Raw genomic sequence first — 18,330 nt, 5'->3', positions numbered from 1 at the left:
GGCCACCTAAAACTCGCAGTTCCTTAGTTTATTCAGACCAGTCGTCGCGCAGTACGATAGGCATCACTTTATCTTCGACTTCAATTACTGCCTTGTTTAGCACGACCAGTTGTCTATCCTCAACAAACTGCACACCCAACATATAAAAAATCGGCCCCCAAAACGGGTTGATCATCAAACCGCCGAGTATGCTCTTCCCGGTCCGTTGCAAATTTTTCAAGGGGTTGAACGCCACAGCTAGGGTTTGCTGGGGGTGTTCGTCAAACACGTCGGTTATCGGTTTAAACGTGTGTTTATCCCGGATTTCCAACTCGTCCAAGGATACCGACAGCTTGCGGGCCATTTTATAAAAATGCAGGCGTGCCGTGATGGCCGATACCGCAAAGGTGATAGCCATCAACGGTAACAGAATGCTGGGCGGCAACAAGGGGGCGAAAGCCGGCGCCAGCAATACCAAACCATAACCCAACATCAGCGTGTCTTCACCGCGTTCGACATCGCGATCCAGATTTTTAACGATGGCAACCACTTGATTGCCGGACTGATCCAAATAACCTTTGTCTTGAGCCATATTCGTCTCCTTCAGGTTGAATGTGCAGGTCAATGATTAGATGCCTGCGAATGAAAAAAGTCAACTGCCTGACCGATACCGGTTTTATGCGTTACGGCTCGGCAACACCCCATTTTGCTTGCAGATAATCGCGGCGCGTATCGAAAATACGCTGCAACTTATTACCGATAAACCTATGCAGCAATTGGCCTAGCCAGCCTAAGGGCATCGTATAAAACACGATGTCCTCCAATACGATGCCCGACTCGCAATAACTTAGGCAAACTTCATGGCTCCAGAAGCCGAACGGACCGACCGCTTGTTGATAGACAAACCGATTCGGCTTATCGCAGTGACTGACTTCCGATAACCAGGACATGGGCACGCCAAACAATGCCTTCATCCGATAACGGATCAGCAAGCCTGGGTAAATATCCTCGGGCACCGGCGAAGTAATATCGACATGAAAAAACTCAGGCGTAATTTGATTTAGATAGTGCGGAGAGGAGAAGAAATCCCACGCCTGCTGCTGACTAAGCGCCAAGCGCTGCTGCCGGTGGATGTGATAAATTTTCATAATATTTGCGGATGACGATGCCGAGCTACTGCGATAGCCAGCACTCTACCGTAAAAAAATTTTTGCGGTAGTGCTGCTTATGCAGCGCAGTCACGCGGATGCACCAGTCCGGAAATCAACTCGCCCGCAGGTGAAACCAGATGTCGGATAAACCCAAACAAATCCAAGATTATCGAATCTTGCCGCTTTCTTCCTTGATTTCAGCGATTAAATCGCCGAGGTTCTCGCGTTGTCTCAGCACGAAATTCCGGCTTTCCTCGGCGGTGCGACTACCCAGCACGATGATGTCTTTGCGATGTTTATGCGCCAGATACCCCACCAGCAATCCACCTGAGAACAAGGCGAGCGGGTGGCGGATTAGCGCGCGCGTGATGCTTTTGCTGGCGTGCGTCAAGCCGGAAATAACGATGCCCATCACCACACCTTTGACCAGGATCTCGCCATTGGTTGGCGGCGCCATTCTGCCTTTCTTGCCTTTGCGCGTCGGCGACTTCTTAACTTTCTCGGCCACAGCTTGGTTTACTATTTTTGCTTGCGTCATACCCCTGTCTCCTAAAAATCAACACGCCAACTAACAGCATAATCCAATACAGGCAAAACTGAATCCTGTTAACCGCCGCCAGCACTATTCACAGTTTTACTGACTAACTGCTGCTTAACGCTCGGATCGGCGGCCTTGCTCAAAGCAGTCTGCAACAATTCATCTTGACCATAAATGTCCGGGTAAAAGCGCGGTTTATCATCAAGACCCACAAAAACAGTGGTATAAAAAAACAACACTGGTATCGATTTTTTTAAAGTGACCCGCTGGGTTTTAGGCCCGGCCATGGCCTGCTGTATGGTTTGCTGATCCCACTCGCTTTGGTCGCCGAGCACAAATTCCGCCAGCTTTCCAGCTTCCGCCACTCTAACGCAGCCGTGGCTGAGATCGCGGCGATCCCGGTTAAACGCCGCTTTGCCGGGCGTATCATGCAAATACACATCGGCTTTGTTCGGGAAAATAAATTTCACCCGCCCCAAGGGATTGTTACTGCCAGGGCGTTGTCTGGCGCGCACCCGACCACTCTTGATTTCGTCGACAATGCTGTCTTGATTTTCGTCGTCGTCTTCGTCGTCGTCGGCATAGCGTCCTACCAATTCAATATCCTGACTGGTCAGAAACTCTTCATCGCTCAATAGTTTCGGCAGCATTTCCTTATCCATGATGCTTTTCGGAATATTCCAATACGGCATGAACTCCAGATATTTCATTTCTTCCCAGAGCACCGGGGTCTGGTTCTTTTCAGCCTTGCCGACTATCACTTTCATGGTCAAGGGCTGTTGATCGTCGCGAGAATTGAAGGCCCATAACTGAAACGCCGGGATGTTTACAAAAATCCTTGGCCCTTCCGGCAACTCCGGCATCCAACGCAGACGCTCCATGGCTAATTCGAGCATGGCAATTTTATCGGCCGGCGTTTGATTCAATAAGGCCAGGGTTTGTTTGCCAATCACCCCGTCGGCTTTTAAGCCTTGCTGTTGCTGCAAACGTTTCACCGCTTCCGTCGCCGCCGCATCGTACAGCGTCTCAGTGCTGCCGGCACCAATGACTTCTTCCGCTTTCAGCTCACCCAATTCCAGCAGACGCCGGCGTAACTCGGGCAATTGCGCGTCTTGCTCACCAGGGCGCAGCGATTTTGCCAAAAGCAGTTTTGGCTTCTGCGCGGCGGTATTTTGTTGACGATAAGCAGCCAACAAAGTCTTTAATTTCTGATATTGCTTGAATTTGGGTGCCAGCGCCGCCGGCAGTTCGGCAAGCGTTTGTTGTTGAATATGTTGATTCAGCAACACAGCGACATCGCTTGCCGATTTGGCGGCAAACTGCGCGGGATAATCGAAGTCGCGCGGATCGACCCGGCCGACATGCAGATCACGCGCGTAATGTACCAGCGCGATCGACAAGGCCACGTCGTAAGAGACCAACTCCGTCGTCGCATTTTTCGATAATGTAACGGCCTGTTGTAAGTAGCCGCGCAAACGCTCGACTTCGTATGTATCCGGATTCAAACCATCGGCCTTGGCATTGCTTAGCAGACTCAAAGCGTCTTCGCGATTTTTCGCAGTGCGACCTTCGCCCAGCCAAATCAGCTGATTGGCATTCATCTGATACAACTGTTTCAACGCGTCGCTATACTGCGAAAAATCCGCTTGCGACAGTAAAGGCTGCTGTTTGCTAGCCAGCAACGACTCTATGGCTTGCCTAACACTAAGTTCTGGACTTTGGCTGCTGGCGGATTGCGAAAAAAAATACAGCAGCACCAATATCGTCAGCAGATACGGTGGGGAGTTGCGCCATGTTGTTTGATTACTGCTTGATACGGCTTGCTGCGTCATGATTTTTGCAAGTTCAAATTCGGACAAAGGTTGCCATATTGACAAAATACGCGCTCAAGTTCTAGCTGCGCCGGATAAAAAGGGCTTAATTGCATTGAATGCACCGATCATTGCTGCGCCCTATAAAAATTCGCAGCGATTTCGGTAAACGTGATACCACGGTCATAAAAATACCGTGCGGTGCCTGGTTTCACAAGTTTGGATCCAGCTGTTCAGAAAACTCCCATCAGCATATCGACTAGCTGACAACACACAACCTTAACCGCCTGTTTGTAAATTGTTTTTGCCACTTCTGCAGGCATCCGTATAAGAATTTACCGATTTGTGGGCGAGCGTATCGCGCTAGAATAGCGGGCGTAAATCCTGTTTGACCATTAATCCACGCCTATCGTTTTTCATGCATCCCCATCCAGAACCCGAGCAAACACCCAACGCCAAACAGCTAAATAGCAATTGCCGCTGCTCGTCGCTAAATCGCAAAGCGCTGCGCAGCGAACTGAATAGGCTGGACGGAAACGACGATTTGTATCGGCTGATCGCCGAGGAGCGGCCGAATTTGTTCGCGGAGTCGGCGGTGTTTATCGATCAAGCTTGCCTGGATCAACAATTGGCGATCATCGCTGCACTGGAACGGGTGATTGCACTGCCGGCGTATCAACAACAGGTACTTACATACGCACCGGACGCCGCACGATTTTTAACTAAAGCTCATGGCGTATTTCTAGGCTACGACTTTCATCTGAGCGCCGACGGCCCGAAACTGATCGAAATCAATTCTAATGCCGGCGGTGCGATGATTAACGCGCTATTGATTCGCGCACAAAACAGCTGTTGCGAAATCGTCGGCAATCAACAGCCCGGCAAACTCAACTTGCCCAGGCAAGATACTCAGCAAACCGAAACCCTGTTCATGGACATGTTTTACTTGGAATGGCGAGCGGAGCGCGATGTGGCGCCCCTGCGCAGGATTGCCATCGTCGACGACGACCCGCAAAACCAATACATGTGGCCGGAGTTTCTGTTGTTTAAACACTTGTTCGAACAACATAAAATCCAAACTGTAATCTGCGATCCTGGGGCCTTAAACTATCGAGACGACCGACTCTGGCACGATGATCTGCCAATCGATCTGGTTTATAACCGCTTGACCGACTTTGGCTTGGAATCGCTGGAAACCCATACTTTGCGGGAAGCCTATCTGGCCGGTGCAGTAGTGCTGACACCGCACCCCAGAAATCATGCGCTATATGCCGATAAAAGGAATCTGGTCTGGCTGGGCAACACTGATTTTCTAAAAGCAATCGGCGTCGATGAGCATACTCGAACACTATTGCGAGAGGGCATCGCTCACACGGTGCTGGTCGATGCGCAAAATGCCGAGCGGTTCTGGGACGAGCGCAAGCAGCTGTTTTTCAAACCAGCCAGAGGCTACGGCAGCAAAGCGGCGTATCGGGGCGATAAACTGACCCGGCGAGTTTTCGAGGATATTCTGCAACACGATTATGTGGCGCAGACCCTGGTAAAACCCAGCGAACGCCATCTTGATGCCGGCGAGTTAAAATTGGATCTACGCCACTATGTCTATCAAGGCCAAACCCAATTGGTCTGCGCCCGCCTTTACCAAGGCCAAACCACTAACTTTCGGACACCCGGCGGCGGTTTCGCGCAAGTGGTGGTGATCCCGTAACTTACAGGAAAAGAGATGGAACCCGGCAAAGCATTAATTCTTATCGGCTCGGCCATCCTGGTGCTCGGCTTGGTTTTGAACTACGCCCCGTGGTTGGTGAATTGGTTCGGCAAACTGCCGGGGGATATTCGGATTCAGGGTAGAAATAGCTTCGTGTTTATTCCGATTACGTCGATGATTGTGATCAGCGCGCTGATCACGTTACTGGCCAATTTATTTTTCAGAAAATAAGCTTTCGAACAGCGAGAAAAGATCATGAGCAAACTGGTCATTTACAACCACGGTAAGGATAGTATTCCTTGGGGAGAAAAACCCCTGGCATTGGCGGAAGTCGCCAAACGCCAAGGGTTTGAATTTATCAGCCCGGATTATCAAGCCAGCAACGACCCGGACTGGCGGGTAAAGCAGCTATTGGCGCTGGATGTGTCGGGATATGAATCGATAGTGCTGGTGGGCTCCAGCATGGGTGCTTATGTTTCGACCGTCGCGGCGGAAATCATCAAACCGAAGGGCTTGTTTTTGATCGCGCCGGCATTCTATTTGCCAGGCTATGCGCGTACCGAGTTTAAGCCAGGCACAGCCAACATCGAAGTGTTTCATGGCTGGCAAGACGATGTAGTAGCCCCGGAAAACGCCTGGCGCTTCTGCCGCGAACATCACGCGCGCCTACATATGTTGGATGCCGACCACCGCTTATTAAGCATATTGCCAGTAATGGCGACGGCTTTCGAACGATTTCTCGGCGATTGTGCCGCTTAACACCCAGAGTGAATCCGATGAGCGATTACCAGAAATACCACTGCATGGAATGCGAGCACATTTACGACGAAGCCAAGGGCGACCCGGATAGCGGCATCGCACCCGGCACCCGCTGGGAGGATATCCCCGACGACTGGGACTGTCCGATTTGCGGCGCGCCGAAAAGTTTTTTCAAATTACTGGCATATTGACCGCTCCGACCAGGCAGCCTCAGTACATACCGTTACCGAGCAAAGCCCCGGCGGCAGCACCAATACCGGCGGCTATCGGGTCGCCATTGCCAAGCTGATAACCCATCGCGCTTCCAACCATCCCACCCAACAAACCTTGCGGCGACCGTTGGTCGTAGCCGTAATAAGCTGGCGGCGGAGGTGGAGCGTAATACTGAGGAGCCGGCACATACTCGACGACCGGCGCGGGTTGATAATAAATCACCTCTTCCCGGTACATCGGCCGATAGTGCCCGTGATGATGGTGGCCATGATGATGCTCCCAATGCTCATGGTCGGCCAACGCAGCCGACGACACCAATAAACCCAAAACGATGACTGTTGTTGTTTTTAACATCGCAAACCTCCTGTTAGTCAATTATTTGCTTGCGATAAAGTTTGCCGTCACCAGCTTAATTTTTGCTTATTGGCGTTATAAACGGCATCGCCGTTTTGTTGGGTATTAACGATTCTTTTGCTCCACCCGCTTCAATAGGCCAAATAAATCGCTATTAGTGGACAACACAATGGTGGCGTCGCCATCTATCACTTTGCGATAGGTTTCCATGCTCTTCAAGAACTTGTAAAACTCGGCGGACTCGGGTTTTTGCCCATAGGCTTTGGCGTAAATTTCGGTGGCCTTGGCATCCGCTTCGCCCTGAATTTCTTGCACTCGTTTGTAAGCGGTGGATTCGATTTCATTGAGATCCCGGTCCCGATTACCGTTAATCCTGGCCGCCTCGCCCTCGCCTTCCGAACGAAAACGCTGGGCAATTTGCAAGCGTTCGCTGATCATCCGCTGATGGATTCGTTCAAGTACCTGATGGTTGTAATTGATGCGTTTGAAGCGCACATCCAGCAATTCGACACCAAATTCGGCCAATTTCGGCGCTGCGGCATCGAACACGTCTTTCTCGATTGCCGCCCGACCCACCCGAATCGGCCGCAACACGCCTATCGTGCCCTCACCGGTCAACGGCCCCAAGCTTTCGTCTTGCAGGGGTTTACGATCCTTGTCCGAACGCACTACTTCGATCAATTCGTGACGGGCAATCGCAGTGCGGGTTTCGCTACCCAAAATATCTTCCAACCGCGATTGGGCGCTGCGCTCGTCACGCAAGCGCAAGTAATATTGCATGGGCTGGGTAATGCGCCAGCGGGCGAAGGTATCGACCTGTACATAGGTTTTATCCTTGGTAGACATCTCCACCATCGGTCCATCCCAGGCCAGGTAACGCTTATCGAAGCTATTGATCTGCTGGGTAAAAGGGATCTTGAAATGCAAACCAGGGCTGGTAATCGGCTCGCCGACCGGTTTACCGAATTGGGTGATGATAACCTGCTCGGTTTGATCGACGGTAAACACCGATTGCCATAGCAAAAACCCCGAAACAACGATTAACAGCCAGTTTCTTGTCGATAAATTCATTTCACTACTCCCGCTGCCTGACCGGGAAACGGCAACATCGGCAATATTTGCTGCACCGAGTCATCGACAATAATTTGCTGGCTGGCTTGCGGTAACACCTCGCCCATCGTTTCCAGATAAATCCGGGCGCGCGTCACTTCCGGGGCTTTTAAATATTGTTCCAACACCTGATTGAAAGCGGTGACATCCCCTTCCGCTTCGTTAATTCGTTTAAAACGATAGCCTTCAGCGGCGCGAATTTTCTGATCCGCTTCACCACGCGCGCGCGGCACTGCTTTGTTATATTCGCCATTCGCCAGATTGATGACGTTCTCTCGGTCTTGCTGAGCACGATTCACTTCATTGAACGAGGGCTGTACCGGTTCGGGCGGATTGACGTTTTTCAGTTGCACTTGATTGATCGACACCCCTAACTGGTAGCGTTCCGCGAGTAAGCGGGCACGCGCCAAAACGGTGTCCTCAATCTCCTGCCGACCGATGGTAATAATTTCATCGACGGTGCGATCACCCACCACCTCTCGCATCACCGCTTCGGAAATGTCCCGCAAAGTCAGACCAGGATCGCGGACATCAAACAGATATTTTTCCGGGTCGGTGATCCGGTATTGCACGATCCACTCGACCAGCGCCGAATTCAGATCGCCGGTTACCATAGACTTTTCCAAAGCCGGTTCATCGCCAATTTGATCCGGGTTGGTGAAGCCTGGCGTAGCAAAGCCAAACTCCAGCTTCTGCTGACGCTGAGTGGGCACGGTAATGACGCTATCCACGCCAAACGGGAGTTTGGCATGCAAGCCGGACGGGACTTTTTCGATGAATTCGCCGAAGCGCAACACAATGCCTTCAGATTCGGCGGGGATGGTGTAAAACGACATGCTCGCGCCGACCAGCACCGTGACGATAATCAGGATCGCCAACGGCGAAATCGGCAGCGAATCGGGCAGATTTTTAAAAATGGGATTGACGTCGTTCAAGAACTGGCTCCGTTAAGTCGGCGAAAAATCAAATTGCGTAGCGTTATCAAACCGGCCCTGCAACTCCCTGGAGTCGTCATTCCGGCGAAGGCGGGAGCCGTAAGACCACACAGAAAATCCAATATAGCCGCTGGGCTAACGCCTTCGCGGGAGCGACGATATTTATGGGCCGGGATAATAGAGAAGTCACCAGCACCGCCGAACTCAGTAAACAAGCATGGACCCGCTCCACCCTTTCGTCAATTTGTAAGCTGCGCAAGCTCGACCGCACGCCACCGAAATATCCTTCAAGACGTTCTAGTCGAATCGATGACGCTTTGCCGCAAAAACAGCTCAAATTGGTCGCTGGGCATCGGCTTGCTGAATAAATAGCCTTGAATCTCCTGACAGCCCTGTTCACGCAAGAACTCCCGCTGTTCGACGGTTTCCACACCTTCGGCTATGGTCCGCAAGCCCAGGCTGCCGGCCAAACTGATCACCGCGCTGACGATGGCTTTATCTTCCGAATCGGTACTGATGTCACGGACAAAAGATTGGTCGATCTTCAACTTGTATACTTTAAATTTCTTCAGATAACTCAATGACGAATAACCGGTGCCGAAGTCGTCGATAGACATGCGTACGCCACGCTCATGCAGATTATTCATCACCGCCACCGCAGCTTCGGGGTTTTGCATCGACACCCCTTCGGTCAACTCCAGCTCCAAATACTCGGGCGGCAAGCCTTCCTCTTCCAAAATACGCGAAACCATCTCAGGCAAGGCCGGATGGCTAAATTGAGCAGCCGATAGATTGACCGCCATGATCAAAGGCCCCAGCCCCTGATCAAGGCAGGTTTTCGCTTGCCGCACCGCCGTTTGCAACACCCACTCACCGATAGGCAGAATCAGTCCGCTGTCCTCTGCCACCGGAATGAATTCGGCCGGCGAAACCATGCCAAACTCGGGATGCCGCCAGCGCAACAAGGCTTCCGCACCGATCACGCGCCCACTATGAATATCCGCCTGCGGTTGATAATAAACATGCAGTTGTTGGCGATCCAAGGCATGGCATAAGGCATTAACCAGTTGCAGATTGCGCTGGGCACGGGCTTGCATTTCCGGCGTAAAAAAGCGGTAACCGTGTCGACCATCCGTTTTGACCCTGTACATCGCAACATCGGCACTTTTGGACAGGCTTTCCAGGTCCTCGCCATCGTCCGGATACAAGGCTATGCCGATCGATGCGCTCATCGTCAAATCCAACTCCTCAATTCGGTAAGGCTCCGCTATAGCATCCAGTAATTTTTGCGCGACATTCGCCGCCCCACCGGCATCGGTGCCCGGTAACAGGAAAATAAATTCGTCGCCGCCCAAACGCGTCACGGTATCTTCTTCGCGCAGCACGGCACAAAGCCGATCGGCTAATTCCACCAACAGCGCGTCGCCGACGCTATGCCCCAGGGTATCGTTAACATTTTTGAAATGATCGAGATCAAGAAACATTAGCGCTAAGTGGCCGTTACTCCGTTTTGCCAAACTCAATGCATATTTCAAATGATCGTCCAATTGACTGCGATTCGGCAAGCCGGTGAGCGAGTCGTAATTGGCCAAATAATAAATGTGCTCTTCTGCCTGCTTGCGTTCGATAGCCAGGGCGATAAAATGCGCCACCATTTCCAGCAAGCGCAATTCATGTTTGTTAGGAACGGCAGGGTGACGATGATAAATCGCAAAGGTGCCCAGCACTTTTTTCCCGGCAGAAAGCACCGGTTCCGACCAGCATGCCGCCAAGCCTGCCCGTTCCGCCAACGCCAGAAAAGGCTGCCAATATGGATGCTCGGCAAGATTTTCAGCGATAGTTCTTTGCCCGGTATATGCGGTATTGCCGCACGATCCAAGCCCGGCGCCTATTTTTAGACCATCGATCGCCTGATTGTAAAAATCCGGGAGACTAGGCGCTGCGCCTATCCGCAAACGCTGCTCCTCATCTACGAGTAAAATCGAACAAAGACTGCCTACCAGCAAGGTTTCAAGTTCAGCGACCACGTCTCGCAAAATATCCATCAGTTGCACGTTACCGTTGAGTCGCTCCAGCATAAACACCCGCAAACTTTCCATCTGCTGCGCTTGCTGACGCTCGTCCTCACGCTCGAAGCCGCCAATGGCATGGTCGATGTCCATGGCCATTTCCAACAAAAGATTGCGCGCGGCATCGTCAAACACATTTATTTCGTCGCCGTATAACATAAACGCACCGGCGGGTTTGCCATTGCGATGCAAGGGTAAGGCAGCGGAAGCCTGCCAATCGAATTTTGCCCCACGCGCATGCCAGGCAATGGTAGCAGGGTCATGTTGAAAATCCTGGCACCAGTATGGCCTGTCCTCTCTAACCGCGATACCGGTTGGTCCACGCCCGGTCGGCAGGTTCTCGTCTATCGATATTGCAATGCCATCCAGGTATTCGATGCCGATGCCGTAACAGGCAACCGGTTTGATCGTTTGGCTGGCTTGGTCAAGCATTCCGATCCAGGCCATTTTCATGCCGCCAAAGACCACCGCGTCGCGGCAGATTTGCGGGAATAATTCGGCTTCGCTGGTACAGCGAACAATGGCTTGATTACATTGACTTAATGCGGCATACAATTGGGTCAAGCGCAGATTTTTCGCTTCGGCACTCCGACGCGCGGCTTCGACAGTTGCCAAACTTGACTGCGTTTCCGCCAGCCAGCCCAACACGCTGTTGCGCATGCCCTTGCCAACCGAAATAGTTTCGGAAAAATCGCCGCTACCCAAACGAACGATCTGATCGTGCAATTCATCGACCGACGCGCCCAATATCGCGTGTAAAGTCCGATACGCCCGCCAAAGCGTCAAAATCAACATTACCCCGAACAGCACGAATACCATCCGCAACCAAAAAGCAATACGCGCTCTGGCAATTACGCTCTGTTGCGTGCGCAGGTCCATCAATTCGAAGGCTGCGATGATCGACTGCATGACTTTCGCTTTTGCTTGGTGGTAAGCCGCATCGTGTAGCATCAGATTGGCCTGACGCCAGGTAGCGTTGGGCATTTCCTGATTCGAATCAACCATGTCCATCGCCGTGCGCTCTATTTGAATAAGAGCCGCGGAATCGGCCGTGGCTTCGGCCATTTTCGCCATTTCCTGCTCGGAAAACCCAGCTTGCCGCATCAACTCCAGCAAGGCAAGCGCTTGACTACCGGATTGCGGTGCGGGATGACCATTGGCAATCGCCAAGTCCCAATACATATCGTGATAATTTTCGGGCCTGGGCAATTTGCCGTCGCGAATGTCGATAATGTCTTGATAATATCGTTTGAAGATTGAATCGCCGGTGGCTACATAGCTGCGCGCCAAATGTGAAAGATCGTTGGACGATTGCCGAAACTCGTCGGCCAGTAAATGTGACACAAAGCGGATTTCGTTGGCGCGATCAATTTGCTTCTCCGCGCGCACGTAAATCGCGAATGCGATGGCGAAAATCACAAACATGGCCAGGTTCAGCCACAAAATTCGAGAAAACCGGGAAAAGTAATACGGACGCGTCATTTTGCTTATTCCGCTATTCGACTCCAAAATAGACACTAGCCTGTAAAAAACTTAGATGCAACCGGCCAAAAACCACGAACAATATAAGTGATATTTTAGGTAAACCATACCACTAAAGTTTTCCGGCCTTCGGTCCGGACATCCAAACCCTTGGAATTATCTGTTCAAAATGGATGTCGGGCAAATCCAAGCGAATCACCGTGAATGTCTGTATCACCATTGTGTAACCGGCTTTTTGCGGAATACTGCGACGCTAATAAATACAAAAACATTCGACACTTCATCATCGCATACTGCCTAAGGGAGATCATGTATGCAAAAATTCACTCTTACGTTCAGACTCTTGGTCTTCATGCTGTTCGCCTTGCTAACGTTTTCGCAGACGGCAAACACGGCCCCTTTACAAGTCGGTCAATCGGCACCGTTATTTCAATTGCAAGCGCACGATGGCGACCCGATAAGTTTAGCCGCTCGGCGCGGGAAAGGTTGGACGGTATTATATTTTTATCCTAAAGCCGGTACACCCGGCTGTACCACGCAAGCCTGCGCTTTTCGCGACGCCATCAAACTGATCCGTGATCAAAATGCCGAGGTTTACGGAATTAGCACCGATGACGTCAAGGATCTGTTGGCGTTTCATCAGCAACATAAACTGACCTTTACCTTGTTATCCGACGCGGATGCCAAAGTCAGCGAAGCCTACGGCGTAAAAATGCCGATATTGAATATGGCCAAACGCTGGACCTTTATCGTCGATCCCAATTTAACCATACGCCGTATCGATGACGAAGTAGACCCCGCATTGGATGCCAAACGCGTCGCGCAAATGCTGAAGCAGTTGCAGGCGAACGGCAACTGATGCAATTTTAAACGTATTATCGACCCAGCCGTTAATTATCGTCGCTCCTGCGCAGGCGGAATGAGCCCAGTAACTATTCTAGATTCCCGCTTTTGCGGGAACGACGGCCACAGGTAATTAAGGGCTGGGTTAGCAAGAGAGCGGTCACAACCACCCGGCCCGCTTCAAACGCAAATACAAGGCCAAGCTGCAAATCACCACGCTGCCAACGACTAAGGGATAGCTGTACACCCAATCCAGTTCCGGCATGTACCGAAAGTTCATACCGTACAAACTGAAAACCATGGTCGGTATCGCCAAAATCGCCCCCCAACCGGCCAAGCGTTTAACTACTTCATTTTGGCGCACCGTTTCAAAAGTAAGGTGCACCTGCATCGCCGCCAACAACATCTCGCGCATGCCATGGATAGCCTGATCGACGCGTTTGATATGATCGGCGATGTCGCGGAAATACACTCTGACATCCTTGTGTATCAGACCGCCATGAAAGCGCATCAACTCGTTACAAATGTCTATCACCGGATTAATCGCACCTTCCAGCAGCAATAATTCGCGCTTTAGTTCGTATAGATCTTCCATGGTTTGCCGGCTGGGCCGATATTGAAATATCGCCGACTCCAGTACATCGAAGCGGTCTTGCAAGCCGGCTATCGCCACCATGTAATTATCGACGATGAAATCCATAATCGAGTAAAGGGCAAAGCCCGGTCCCTTGCTGAGTTGGTGCGGCATGGCCTGACAACGCTCGCGCACCTTGCTCAAACTCTGCGACGCGCCATGGCGTACGGTGACCACAAAACGCGGCCCCATAAAAATGTGCGTCTCGCCGAATTCCACTTTTTTCTCAATCAATTCCGCCGTATGCAGCACGATAAACAGCGAATCGCCATATTCCTCGATCTTCGGCCGTTGGTGCGCGGCACAAGCGTCTTCGATCGCCAGTTCGTGTAAACCAAATTCCTGCTGAATTTTTCTCAATATCTCGGTGTTAGCCTCGCGCAAGCCCAACCAAATAAAGGTGTCGTCCTGGAGCAGCACTTCGCTGATGTCTTCGATGGTGACGTCGCCGATGCCCACGCCTTTTTGATAGGCCACGCAGCGCATGACCATGTTTTTATCGATAGTTTCGCTCAAAATGTCTCCCGTTTATTTGGAAATAGTGATTTCCGGCGCGCCTTTGCGTGCCAAATCGGTCATGGTCATTTGAAAAATCTGACACAACAATCTAAAACCTTCGCGATTCCATTGATAGCCGGGCTCCGGCTGCAAGGCATAATAATTGTCGCCGAAACGCGCGCTAATCTCGGTTGACGCAGGCTCGTCTTCGCTGACCAGTAAGGCCATGGTTTGCACCGGGTTCTCGCTCACCGAAGGCGTCCGATGATGCTTATCGACAGCGTATTCCGGATCATCATTGATCGTTTGACCGATAAAATTCAACACATTGTGAAAGCTGCGCAAGCGAAACACACCGTGCAACGGCCACTCGCCGCCCGGATAGCCGGCGCGAATATCGACGCTGACATCGTTTTCGGCGCCTTGATCGGCTTCTTCATGCAAACGCAAACGCTCTTCGTTGCTCAATGTTGCGGGATCGTAATTGGTCAACAAGATTCGTCCTGTCACCCGCTTAGTTAAGGTCAGTTGCTTTTGGTCGGCGCTAAACTCAACTTTATAGTCTTTTTGCAAGGCCGCCAATTGCTCGACGTTTAGCGCCTCGGCAGGCAGACTCCAGCTGCGATTGAATATCAACGGTTCCACAAACAGCTTATGGTTGTCCTGAATGGCGGACAAATGCAACACAGCTTGCCGGAACAATCGATAACCGTCGCCATCCGCCGGTTGATTCAAATACACACCGGCCTGCTCGCCGCCGTTTAGCCGTAGCTCGCCGGCGAGTAGACGCAACACCAAATCCACGTCCACGCCTTGGCGCAACAACATGGTCAGCTTGTTTTCCTGAAACGGTGTCAACAAGCGCCGGGTAAACTCCTCGCCTTCGATGGGCACAATGCTGATAGTTGGATTTTCCGACATCGTCCCGCCAAATACAGGTGTCATCACCGAACCGACTTCACCGGTAAAAGCCGGCGTGGCACCAGCATTGAACTGAAAATTAAACGTAGCGGCGATGTTCGAAACACCGGTGAAATGCATGGGTTGGTGCTGATGGGCACGGCCGATGTTCAGCAACAACTGTTTCGACAAAATATCGGTGGTGACCTTATCGTATTCGACAACAGCCCTATCCAGCGCCAGCGGCGAAAAACAGCCCTGCAATCCGCATAAAATCAGCATAGCCAAACACCTGGTGGCGAACGATACGAGAGAATATGGGCTATTAAGACTCATCTGCTTACCGTGTACACATAAAAAATGGGTGAAGTTTGCCTGCTATGCCTACCAAAAAACAAGCACGATGAAGAATAGCCCGTCGTGCATATCGGAAATAATCCGATTCGTTCTAAACTCTTGCTTATTGGATTACGCTCATGAAAATCCATCATCTCACCCCCGCAGCAGCCCTGGACAGTTTAGACTCCAGCATGGAAGGCCTGGCCGATACCTCCTTTGAAGGTCGCCTGCATGCATTCGGTTTTAACCGTATCGAAGAAAGCCGGAAAAAATCGGTTTTATTGGCAGTCGCATAAGAATTCCTGCACTTTTTTGCCTTGATTTTGTGGCTGGCGGCCGGATTGGCGTTTTTCGCCGAGTTTCAGCAACCCGGGGAAGGCATGGCGACCTTGGGTTATGCCATGCTCGGTGTAATAGCAATTAATGGCTGTTTCTCGTTCTTGCGGCGGCATCAAGCCGAACAAGCGATTGCGGCCTTGCAAAAGCTGCTGCCGCTGAGGAATCTCAACCGGCAAGCTAAAAGGCTAGACTCCGCGCGATGTTAGGTGCGACAGCGTACAGATAAAGCCGAAGAAGCCGGCTAAGATCCCATCTAAAACGGCAGGCCGACCTGCAAATACTCCTTATCACCGAATCAAAAAAAGAAGACACATTCATGACTTACTGCATAGGCGTCATGCTCGACACCGGGATGGTGTTTGCATCGGACTCACGCACCAATGCCGGGGTCGACAACATCGCCAGCTTCTGCAAGATGACGGTATTTGAAAAAGCCGGCGACCGCGTTATCGTGCTATTAAGTTCCGGCAACCTGGCCGGCACCCAAGCTGTGATCAGCATTTTGAAACAAAGGAGCGCCAAGCCCGGTTCGCCGAATCTGTGGAATGCAGAATCGATGTTCGATGCCGCGCTGCTGGTTTCGGACGCGATGCGCGAGGTTGATAGGCGCGACAGTCCACATTTGGCGGCCAGCAAAATCAGCTTCAACGCCTCCTTTATTTTGGGCGGCCAAATCGCCGGCGAAGCGCCGCGTCTGTTTCGGATTTATGCCGAGGGCACTTTTATAGAGGCCAGCATTGAGACGCCGTATTTTCAGACCGGTGAAACCAAATACGGCAAACCTATCATAGATCGGGTAATTACCCGTTCCACCTCGCTGAACAATGCCGCCAAATGCGTGCTGGTCTCGTTCGACTCGACCATGTGCAGCAACTTATCGGTGGGCATGCCTATCGACCTACTCTGCTATCAACGTGACAGCCTGGTTGTAAAGATGCGGCGGCGCTTTGGCGAAGGCGACGCCTATTTCCTCGAGTTGGGTAAACAGTGGACCGAAGGCACCCGGCAAGTATTCGATCAATTGTCCGATCTGGATTGGTGAAGCGCGCAGATGCGCCCGGAACCGACGATGGTCGATGAACGCGGCGAATATAGCCTGGTGATCACTTGCGAACACGGCGGCAACCGGATTCCCGAACCCTATCAAGCTTATTTTCACGACTATCAGGCTTTGCTGAACTCCCATCGCGGCTTTGATCCCGGCGCGCTGCTCATGGCTAAAACTTTGGCTAAGGCATTTTCCGCACCGCTTGTGACGTCCACCGTCAGCCGTTTGCTGGTCGATCTGAATCGATCCCTAGGTCATCCAAATCTGCACGTTAAAAGCATACAAAATGCCCCGACCCAGGTGCGTGAACAGATCGTGCAGCACTATTACCAGCCCTATCGGACGCAGGTGGATAGCCTGATTCGGCAAACGCTTGTCGAGCATAGCCAAGTGATTCATCTTGCCTCTCACAGCTTTACGCCCGAGCTGGAAGGTAAGCTGAGAAATGCCGATATCGGCTTGCTTTATGATCCGGCGCGAGCCGGCGAGGCGGCATTCTGCGAATGCTGGAAAGCAAGCCTAAAAGCGTGTGCACCCGAACTGCAAATCCGCCGAAATTATCCCTATGCCGGTAAGGACGATGGGCAAACCCGCTGGTTTCGCCAACGGCTACCCGCCGATGCCTATCTGGGTATCGAACTGGAAATAAACCAAAAGCACGTTTTGGCGGCGGACCGACACTGGTCTGAGCTGCGCCAGAAGATCGTCGTATCGCTTCAGCAAACCCTAGCTCGTTATTTCGCCCACCCAGGAGTAATCCAATGAAAATCCGCATAGGCTACGAAATCATTTACGACTGTCCGCAGCCGACCCCGATGCTGCTGACCTTGGGCGTACACTACTCTCGCGTCTCCGACGTCATCATTCCGGACTACCTGATGACGGAGCCGACCATTCCTATCAACGCTTATCGCGACACCTTCGGCAATTGGTGCAATCGCATCGTCGCGCCCAAGGGCAGGCTCAGACTTTTCGCAGACGGCTTAGTCAGGGATAGCGGCGTGCCGGACCGGCTTATTTCTCAGGCCAAGCAAACGCCGGTGGAATATCTGCCCGACGAAACGCTGGTGTTTCTGTTAGGCAGTCGATATTGCGAAACCGATCATATGACTGAGATAGCCTGGCAGTTGTTTGAGAATGCGCCGACCGGCTGGGCACGGGTGCAGGCGATTTGCGACTATGTTAACCGGCATATCGAGTTTGGCTATCAGCACGCCCGCCGCACCAAGACAGCCTGGGAGGCTTATCAAGAGAGGACCGGCGTATGCCGCGACTTTGCTCATCTCGCCATCACCTTTTGCCGTTGCATGAACATCCCGGCACGCTATTGCACCGGCTATCTGGGCGACATGGGCATGCCGCCGCCCTATGGTCCGATGGATTTTTCCGGCTGGTTTGAGGCGTATCTTGACGGCCAGTGGTACACCTTCGACGCCCGCAACAATATCCCCCGCATCGGCCGGGTGCTGATCGCTCGCGGCCGCGATGCGGCCGACGTACCGATTAGTTGTAGCTTCGGTCCGAATACGCTACTGAGCTTTATGGTCCGGACCGAAGAGGTGGCTGAATAGCGGTGGCGCGATTCCTGGCAGATCAGAACCCTATTAAACTGATGAGGAT

Annotated in this window: 20 protein-coding genes; 10 read left to right on the top strand and 10 right to left on the bottom strand. The window is 52.0% G+C overall.

All coding sequences use genetic code 11. The annotated features are described in order from the left end of the window. Positions 1–28: 28 nt before the first annotated feature. The 4 genes from G006_RS0123020 to G006_RS0123005 form a co-directional block, all read right to left on the bottom strand. Entirely contained in the window at positions 29–571 is a 543-nt protein-coding gene (locus G006_RS0123020; RefSeq protein WP_020485587.1) for a hypothetical protein, read from the bottom strand. Between the two features lie 91 nt (positions 572–662). Beyond that, on the bottom strand, positions 663–1,127 hold the full coding sequence (locus G006_RS0123015; RefSeq protein WP_020485586.1) for an SRPBCC family protein: 465 nt from the start codon (positions 1,125–1,127) through the stop codon (positions 663–665). Positions 1,128–1,296: 169 nt separating this feature from the next. Continuing rightward, positions 1,297–1,668 (bottom strand): hypothetical protein, encoded by a 372-nt coding sequence (locus tag G006_RS27355; RefSeq protein ID WP_020485585.1) that lies wholly within the window; start codon positions 1,666–1,668, stop codon positions 1,297–1,299. 68 nt (positions 1,669–1,736) lie between these two features. Then, positions 1,737–3,500 (bottom strand): L,D-transpeptidase family protein, encoded by a 1,764-nt coding sequence (locus G006_RS0123005; RefSeq protein ID WP_020485584.1) that lies wholly within the window; start codon positions 3,498–3,500, stop codon positions 1,737–1,739. A 367-nt stretch (positions 3,501–3,867) separates the two neighbouring features. Between G006_RS0123005 and G006_RS0122995 the strand changes: the two genes are divergently transcribed. Genes G006_RS0122995 through G006_RS0122980 form a run of 4 tightly spaced genes read left to right on the top strand, consistent with a single transcriptional unit; the run spans position 3,868 to position 6,137 of the window. After that, positions 3,868–5,187 (top strand): hypothetical protein, encoded by a 1,320-nt coding sequence (locus tag G006_RS0122995; RefSeq protein WP_235048903.1) that lies wholly within the window; start codon positions 3,868–3,870, stop codon positions 5,185–5,187. A 15-nt stretch (positions 5,188–5,202) separates the two neighbouring features. Further along, positions 5,203–5,418 (top strand): DUF2905 domain-containing protein, encoded by a 216-nt coding sequence (locus tag G006_RS0122990; RefSeq protein ID WP_020485581.1) that lies wholly within the window; start codon positions 5,203–5,205, stop codon positions 5,416–5,418. A 24-nt stretch (positions 5,419–5,442) separates the two neighbouring features. After that, entirely contained in the window at positions 5,443–5,946 is a 504-nt protein-coding gene (locus G006_RS0122985) for a YqiA/YcfP family alpha/beta fold hydrolase (protein WP_020485580.1), read from the top strand. A 17-nt stretch (positions 5,947–5,963) separates the two neighbouring features. Further along, positions 5,964–6,137 (top strand): rubredoxin, encoded by a 174-nt coding sequence (locus G006_RS0122980; RefSeq protein ID WP_020485579.1) that lies wholly within the window; start codon positions 5,964–5,966, stop codon positions 6,135–6,137. A gap of 19 nt (positions 6,138–6,156) precedes the next feature. Here G006_RS0122980 and G006_RS0122975 read toward each other — a convergent pair whose 3' ends face one another. From G006_RS0122975 to G006_RS29255, 4 genes are all read right to left on the bottom strand, one after another. After that, complete coding sequence (locus G006_RS0122975) at positions 6,157–6,513, bottom strand: hypothetical protein (protein WP_020485578.1); 357 nt, start codon at positions 6,511–6,513, stop codon at positions 6,157–6,159. A gap of 105 nt (positions 6,514–6,618) precedes the next feature. Then, positions 6,619–7,584 (bottom strand): protease modulator HflC, encoded by a 966-nt coding sequence (hflC, locus tag G006_RS0122970; RefSeq protein ID WP_020485577.1) that lies wholly within the window; start codon positions 7,582–7,584, stop codon positions 6,619–6,621. Further along, positions 7,581–8,558, bottom strand: a complete 978-nt coding sequence (gene hflK, locus G006_RS0122965; protein WP_020485576.1) for an FtsH protease activity modulator HflK — start codon at positions 8,556–8,558, stop codon at positions 7,581–7,583. Before hflK ends, hflC begins: the two co-directional genes overlap by 4 nt. 287 nt (positions 8,559–8,845) lie before the next feature. Next, positions 8,846–12,109 carry a bifunctional diguanylate cyclase/phosphodiesterase gene (locus tag G006_RS29255; RefSeq protein WP_020485575.1) on the bottom strand — a complete coding sequence of 1,088 codons (3,264 nt, stop codon included), beginning with the start codon at positions 12,107–12,109 and terminating at the stop codon, positions 8,846–8,848. 313 nt (positions 12,110–12,422) lie between these two features. On the opposite strand from G006_RS29255, the gene G006_RS0122955 reads away from it, so the two are divergent. Further along, complete coding sequence (locus tag G006_RS0122955) at positions 12,423–12,968, top strand: peroxiredoxin (RefSeq protein ID WP_020485574.1); 546 nt, start codon at positions 12,423–12,425, stop codon at positions 12,966–12,968. Between the two features lie 144 nt (positions 12,969–13,112). Here the strand turns inward: G006_RS0122955 and corA are convergent, their stop codons facing one another. Beyond that, complete coding sequence (gene corA / locus G006_RS0122950; protein WP_033194433.1) at positions 13,113–14,078, bottom strand: magnesium/cobalt transporter CorA; 966 nt, start codon at positions 14,076–14,078, stop codon at positions 13,113–13,115. Positions 14,079–14,114: 36 nt separating this feature from the next. After that, complete coding sequence (locus G006_RS0122945; RefSeq protein WP_020485572.1) at positions 14,115–15,266, bottom strand: hypothetical protein; 1,152 nt, start codon at positions 15,264–15,266, stop codon at positions 14,115–14,117. A 194-nt stretch (positions 15,267–15,460) separates the two neighbouring features. On the opposite strand from G006_RS0122945, the gene G006_RS28970 reads away from it, so the two are divergent. From G006_RS28970 to G006_RS0122920, 5 genes are all read left to right on the top strand, one after another. Continuing rightward, on the top strand, positions 15,461–15,619 hold the full coding sequence (locus tag G006_RS28970) for a cation-transporting P-type ATPase (RefSeq protein ID WP_020485571.1): 159 nt from the start codon (positions 15,461–15,463) through the stop codon (positions 15,617–15,619). Positions 15,620–15,640: 21 nt separating this feature from the next. Beyond that, on the top strand, positions 15,641–15,868 hold the full coding sequence (locus G006_RS28965) for a hypothetical protein (RefSeq protein ID WP_200860484.1): 228 nt from the start codon (positions 15,641–15,643) through the stop codon (positions 15,866–15,868). Positions 15,869–15,978: 110 nt separating this feature from the next. Continuing rightward, positions 15,979–16,704: a peptidase gene (locus G006_RS0122930; protein ID WP_026147245.1), complete on the top strand. Its 726-nt coding sequence runs from the start codon at positions 15,979–15,981 to the stop codon at positions 16,702–16,704. A gap of 9 nt (positions 16,705–16,713) precedes the next feature. Continuing rightward, positions 16,714–17,475: an N-formylglutamate amidohydrolase gene (locus G006_RS0122925; protein ID WP_020485568.1), complete on the top strand. Its 762-nt coding sequence runs from the start codon at positions 16,714–16,716 to the stop codon at positions 17,473–17,475. Further along, entirely contained in the window at positions 17,472–18,281 is an 810-nt protein-coding gene (locus tag G006_RS0122920) for a transglutaminase-like domain-containing protein (RefSeq protein WP_020485567.1), read from the top strand. Before G006_RS0122925 ends, G006_RS0122920 begins: the two co-directional genes overlap by 4 nt. Positions 18,282–18,330 lie beyond the last annotated feature (49 nt).

This window comes from Methylomonas sp. MK1 (assembly GCF_000365425.1).
Classification (GTDB): Bacteria; Pseudomonadota; Gammaproteobacteria; order Methylococcales; family Methylomonadaceae; genus Methylomonas.
The sequence above is the reverse complement of the archived record's forward strand: the minus strand, read 5'-3'. Positions and strand labels throughout refer to the sequence as shown.

Excerpts from the sequence above, each read along its gene's own strand:
- G006_RS0123020 (WP_020485587.1), bottom strand. The coding sequence starts at position 571 with ATGGCTCAAGACAAAGGTTATTTGGATCAGTCCGGCAATCAAGTGGTT.
- G006_RS0123015 (WP_020485586.1), bottom strand. The coding sequence starts at position 1,127 with ATGAAAATTTATCACATCCACCGGCAGCAGCGCTTGGCGCTTAGTCAG.
- G006_RS27355 (WP_020485585.1), bottom strand. The coding sequence starts at position 1,668 with ATGACGCAAGCAAAAATAGTAAACCAAGCTGTGGCCGAGAAAGTTAAG.
- G006_RS0123005 (WP_020485584.1), bottom strand. The coding sequence starts at position 3,500 with ATGACGCAGCAAGCCGTATCAAGCAGTAATCAAACAACATGGCGCAAC.
- G006_RS0122990 (WP_020485581.1), top strand. The coding sequence starts at position 5,203 with ATGGAACCCGGCAAAGCATTAATTCTTATCGGCTCGGCCATCCTGGTG.
- G006_RS0122985 (WP_020485580.1), top strand. The coding sequence starts at position 5,443 with ATGAGCAAACTGGTCATTTACAACCACGGTAAGGATAGTATTCCTTGG.
- G006_RS0122980 (WP_020485579.1), top strand. The coding sequence starts at position 5,964 with ATGAGCGATTACCAGAAATACCACTGCATGGAATGCGAGCACATTTAC.
- G006_RS0122975 (WP_020485578.1), bottom strand. The coding sequence starts at position 6,513 with ATGTTAAAAACAACAACAGTCATCGTTTTGGGTTTATTGGTGTCGTCG.
- hflC (WP_020485577.1), bottom strand. The coding sequence starts at position 7,584 with ATGAATTTATCGACAAGAAACTGGCTGTTAATCGTTGTTTCGGGGTTT.
- G006_RS29255 (WP_020485575.1), bottom strand. The coding sequence starts at position 12,109 with ATGACGCGTCCGTATTACTTTTCCCGGTTTTCTCGAATTTTGTGGCTG.
- G006_RS0122955 (WP_020485574.1), top strand. The coding sequence starts at position 12,423 with ATGCAAAAATTCACTCTTACGTTCAGACTCTTGGTCTTCATGCTGTTC.
- corA (WP_033194433.1), bottom strand. The coding sequence starts at position 14,078 with ATGGTCATGCGCTGCGTGGCCTATCAAAAAGGCGTGGGCATCGGCGAC.
- G006_RS0122945 (WP_020485572.1), bottom strand. The coding sequence starts at position 15,266 with ATGCTGATTTTATGCGGATTGCAGGGCTGTTTTTCGCCGCTGGCGCTG.
- G006_RS28970 (WP_020485571.1), top strand. The coding sequence starts at position 15,461 with ATGAAAATCCATCATCTCACCCCCGCAGCAGCCCTGGACAGTTTAGAC.
- G006_RS0122930 (WP_026147245.1), top strand. The coding sequence starts at position 15,979 with ATGACTTACTGCATAGGCGTCATGCTCGACACCGGGATGGTGTTTGCA.
- G006_RS0122925 (WP_020485568.1), top strand. The coding sequence starts at position 16,714 with ATGCGCCCGGAACCGACGATGGTCGATGAACGCGGCGAATATAGCCTG.
- G006_RS0122920 (WP_020485567.1), top strand. The coding sequence starts at position 17,472 with ATGAAAATCCGCATAGGCTACGAAATCATTTACGACTGTCCGCAGCCG.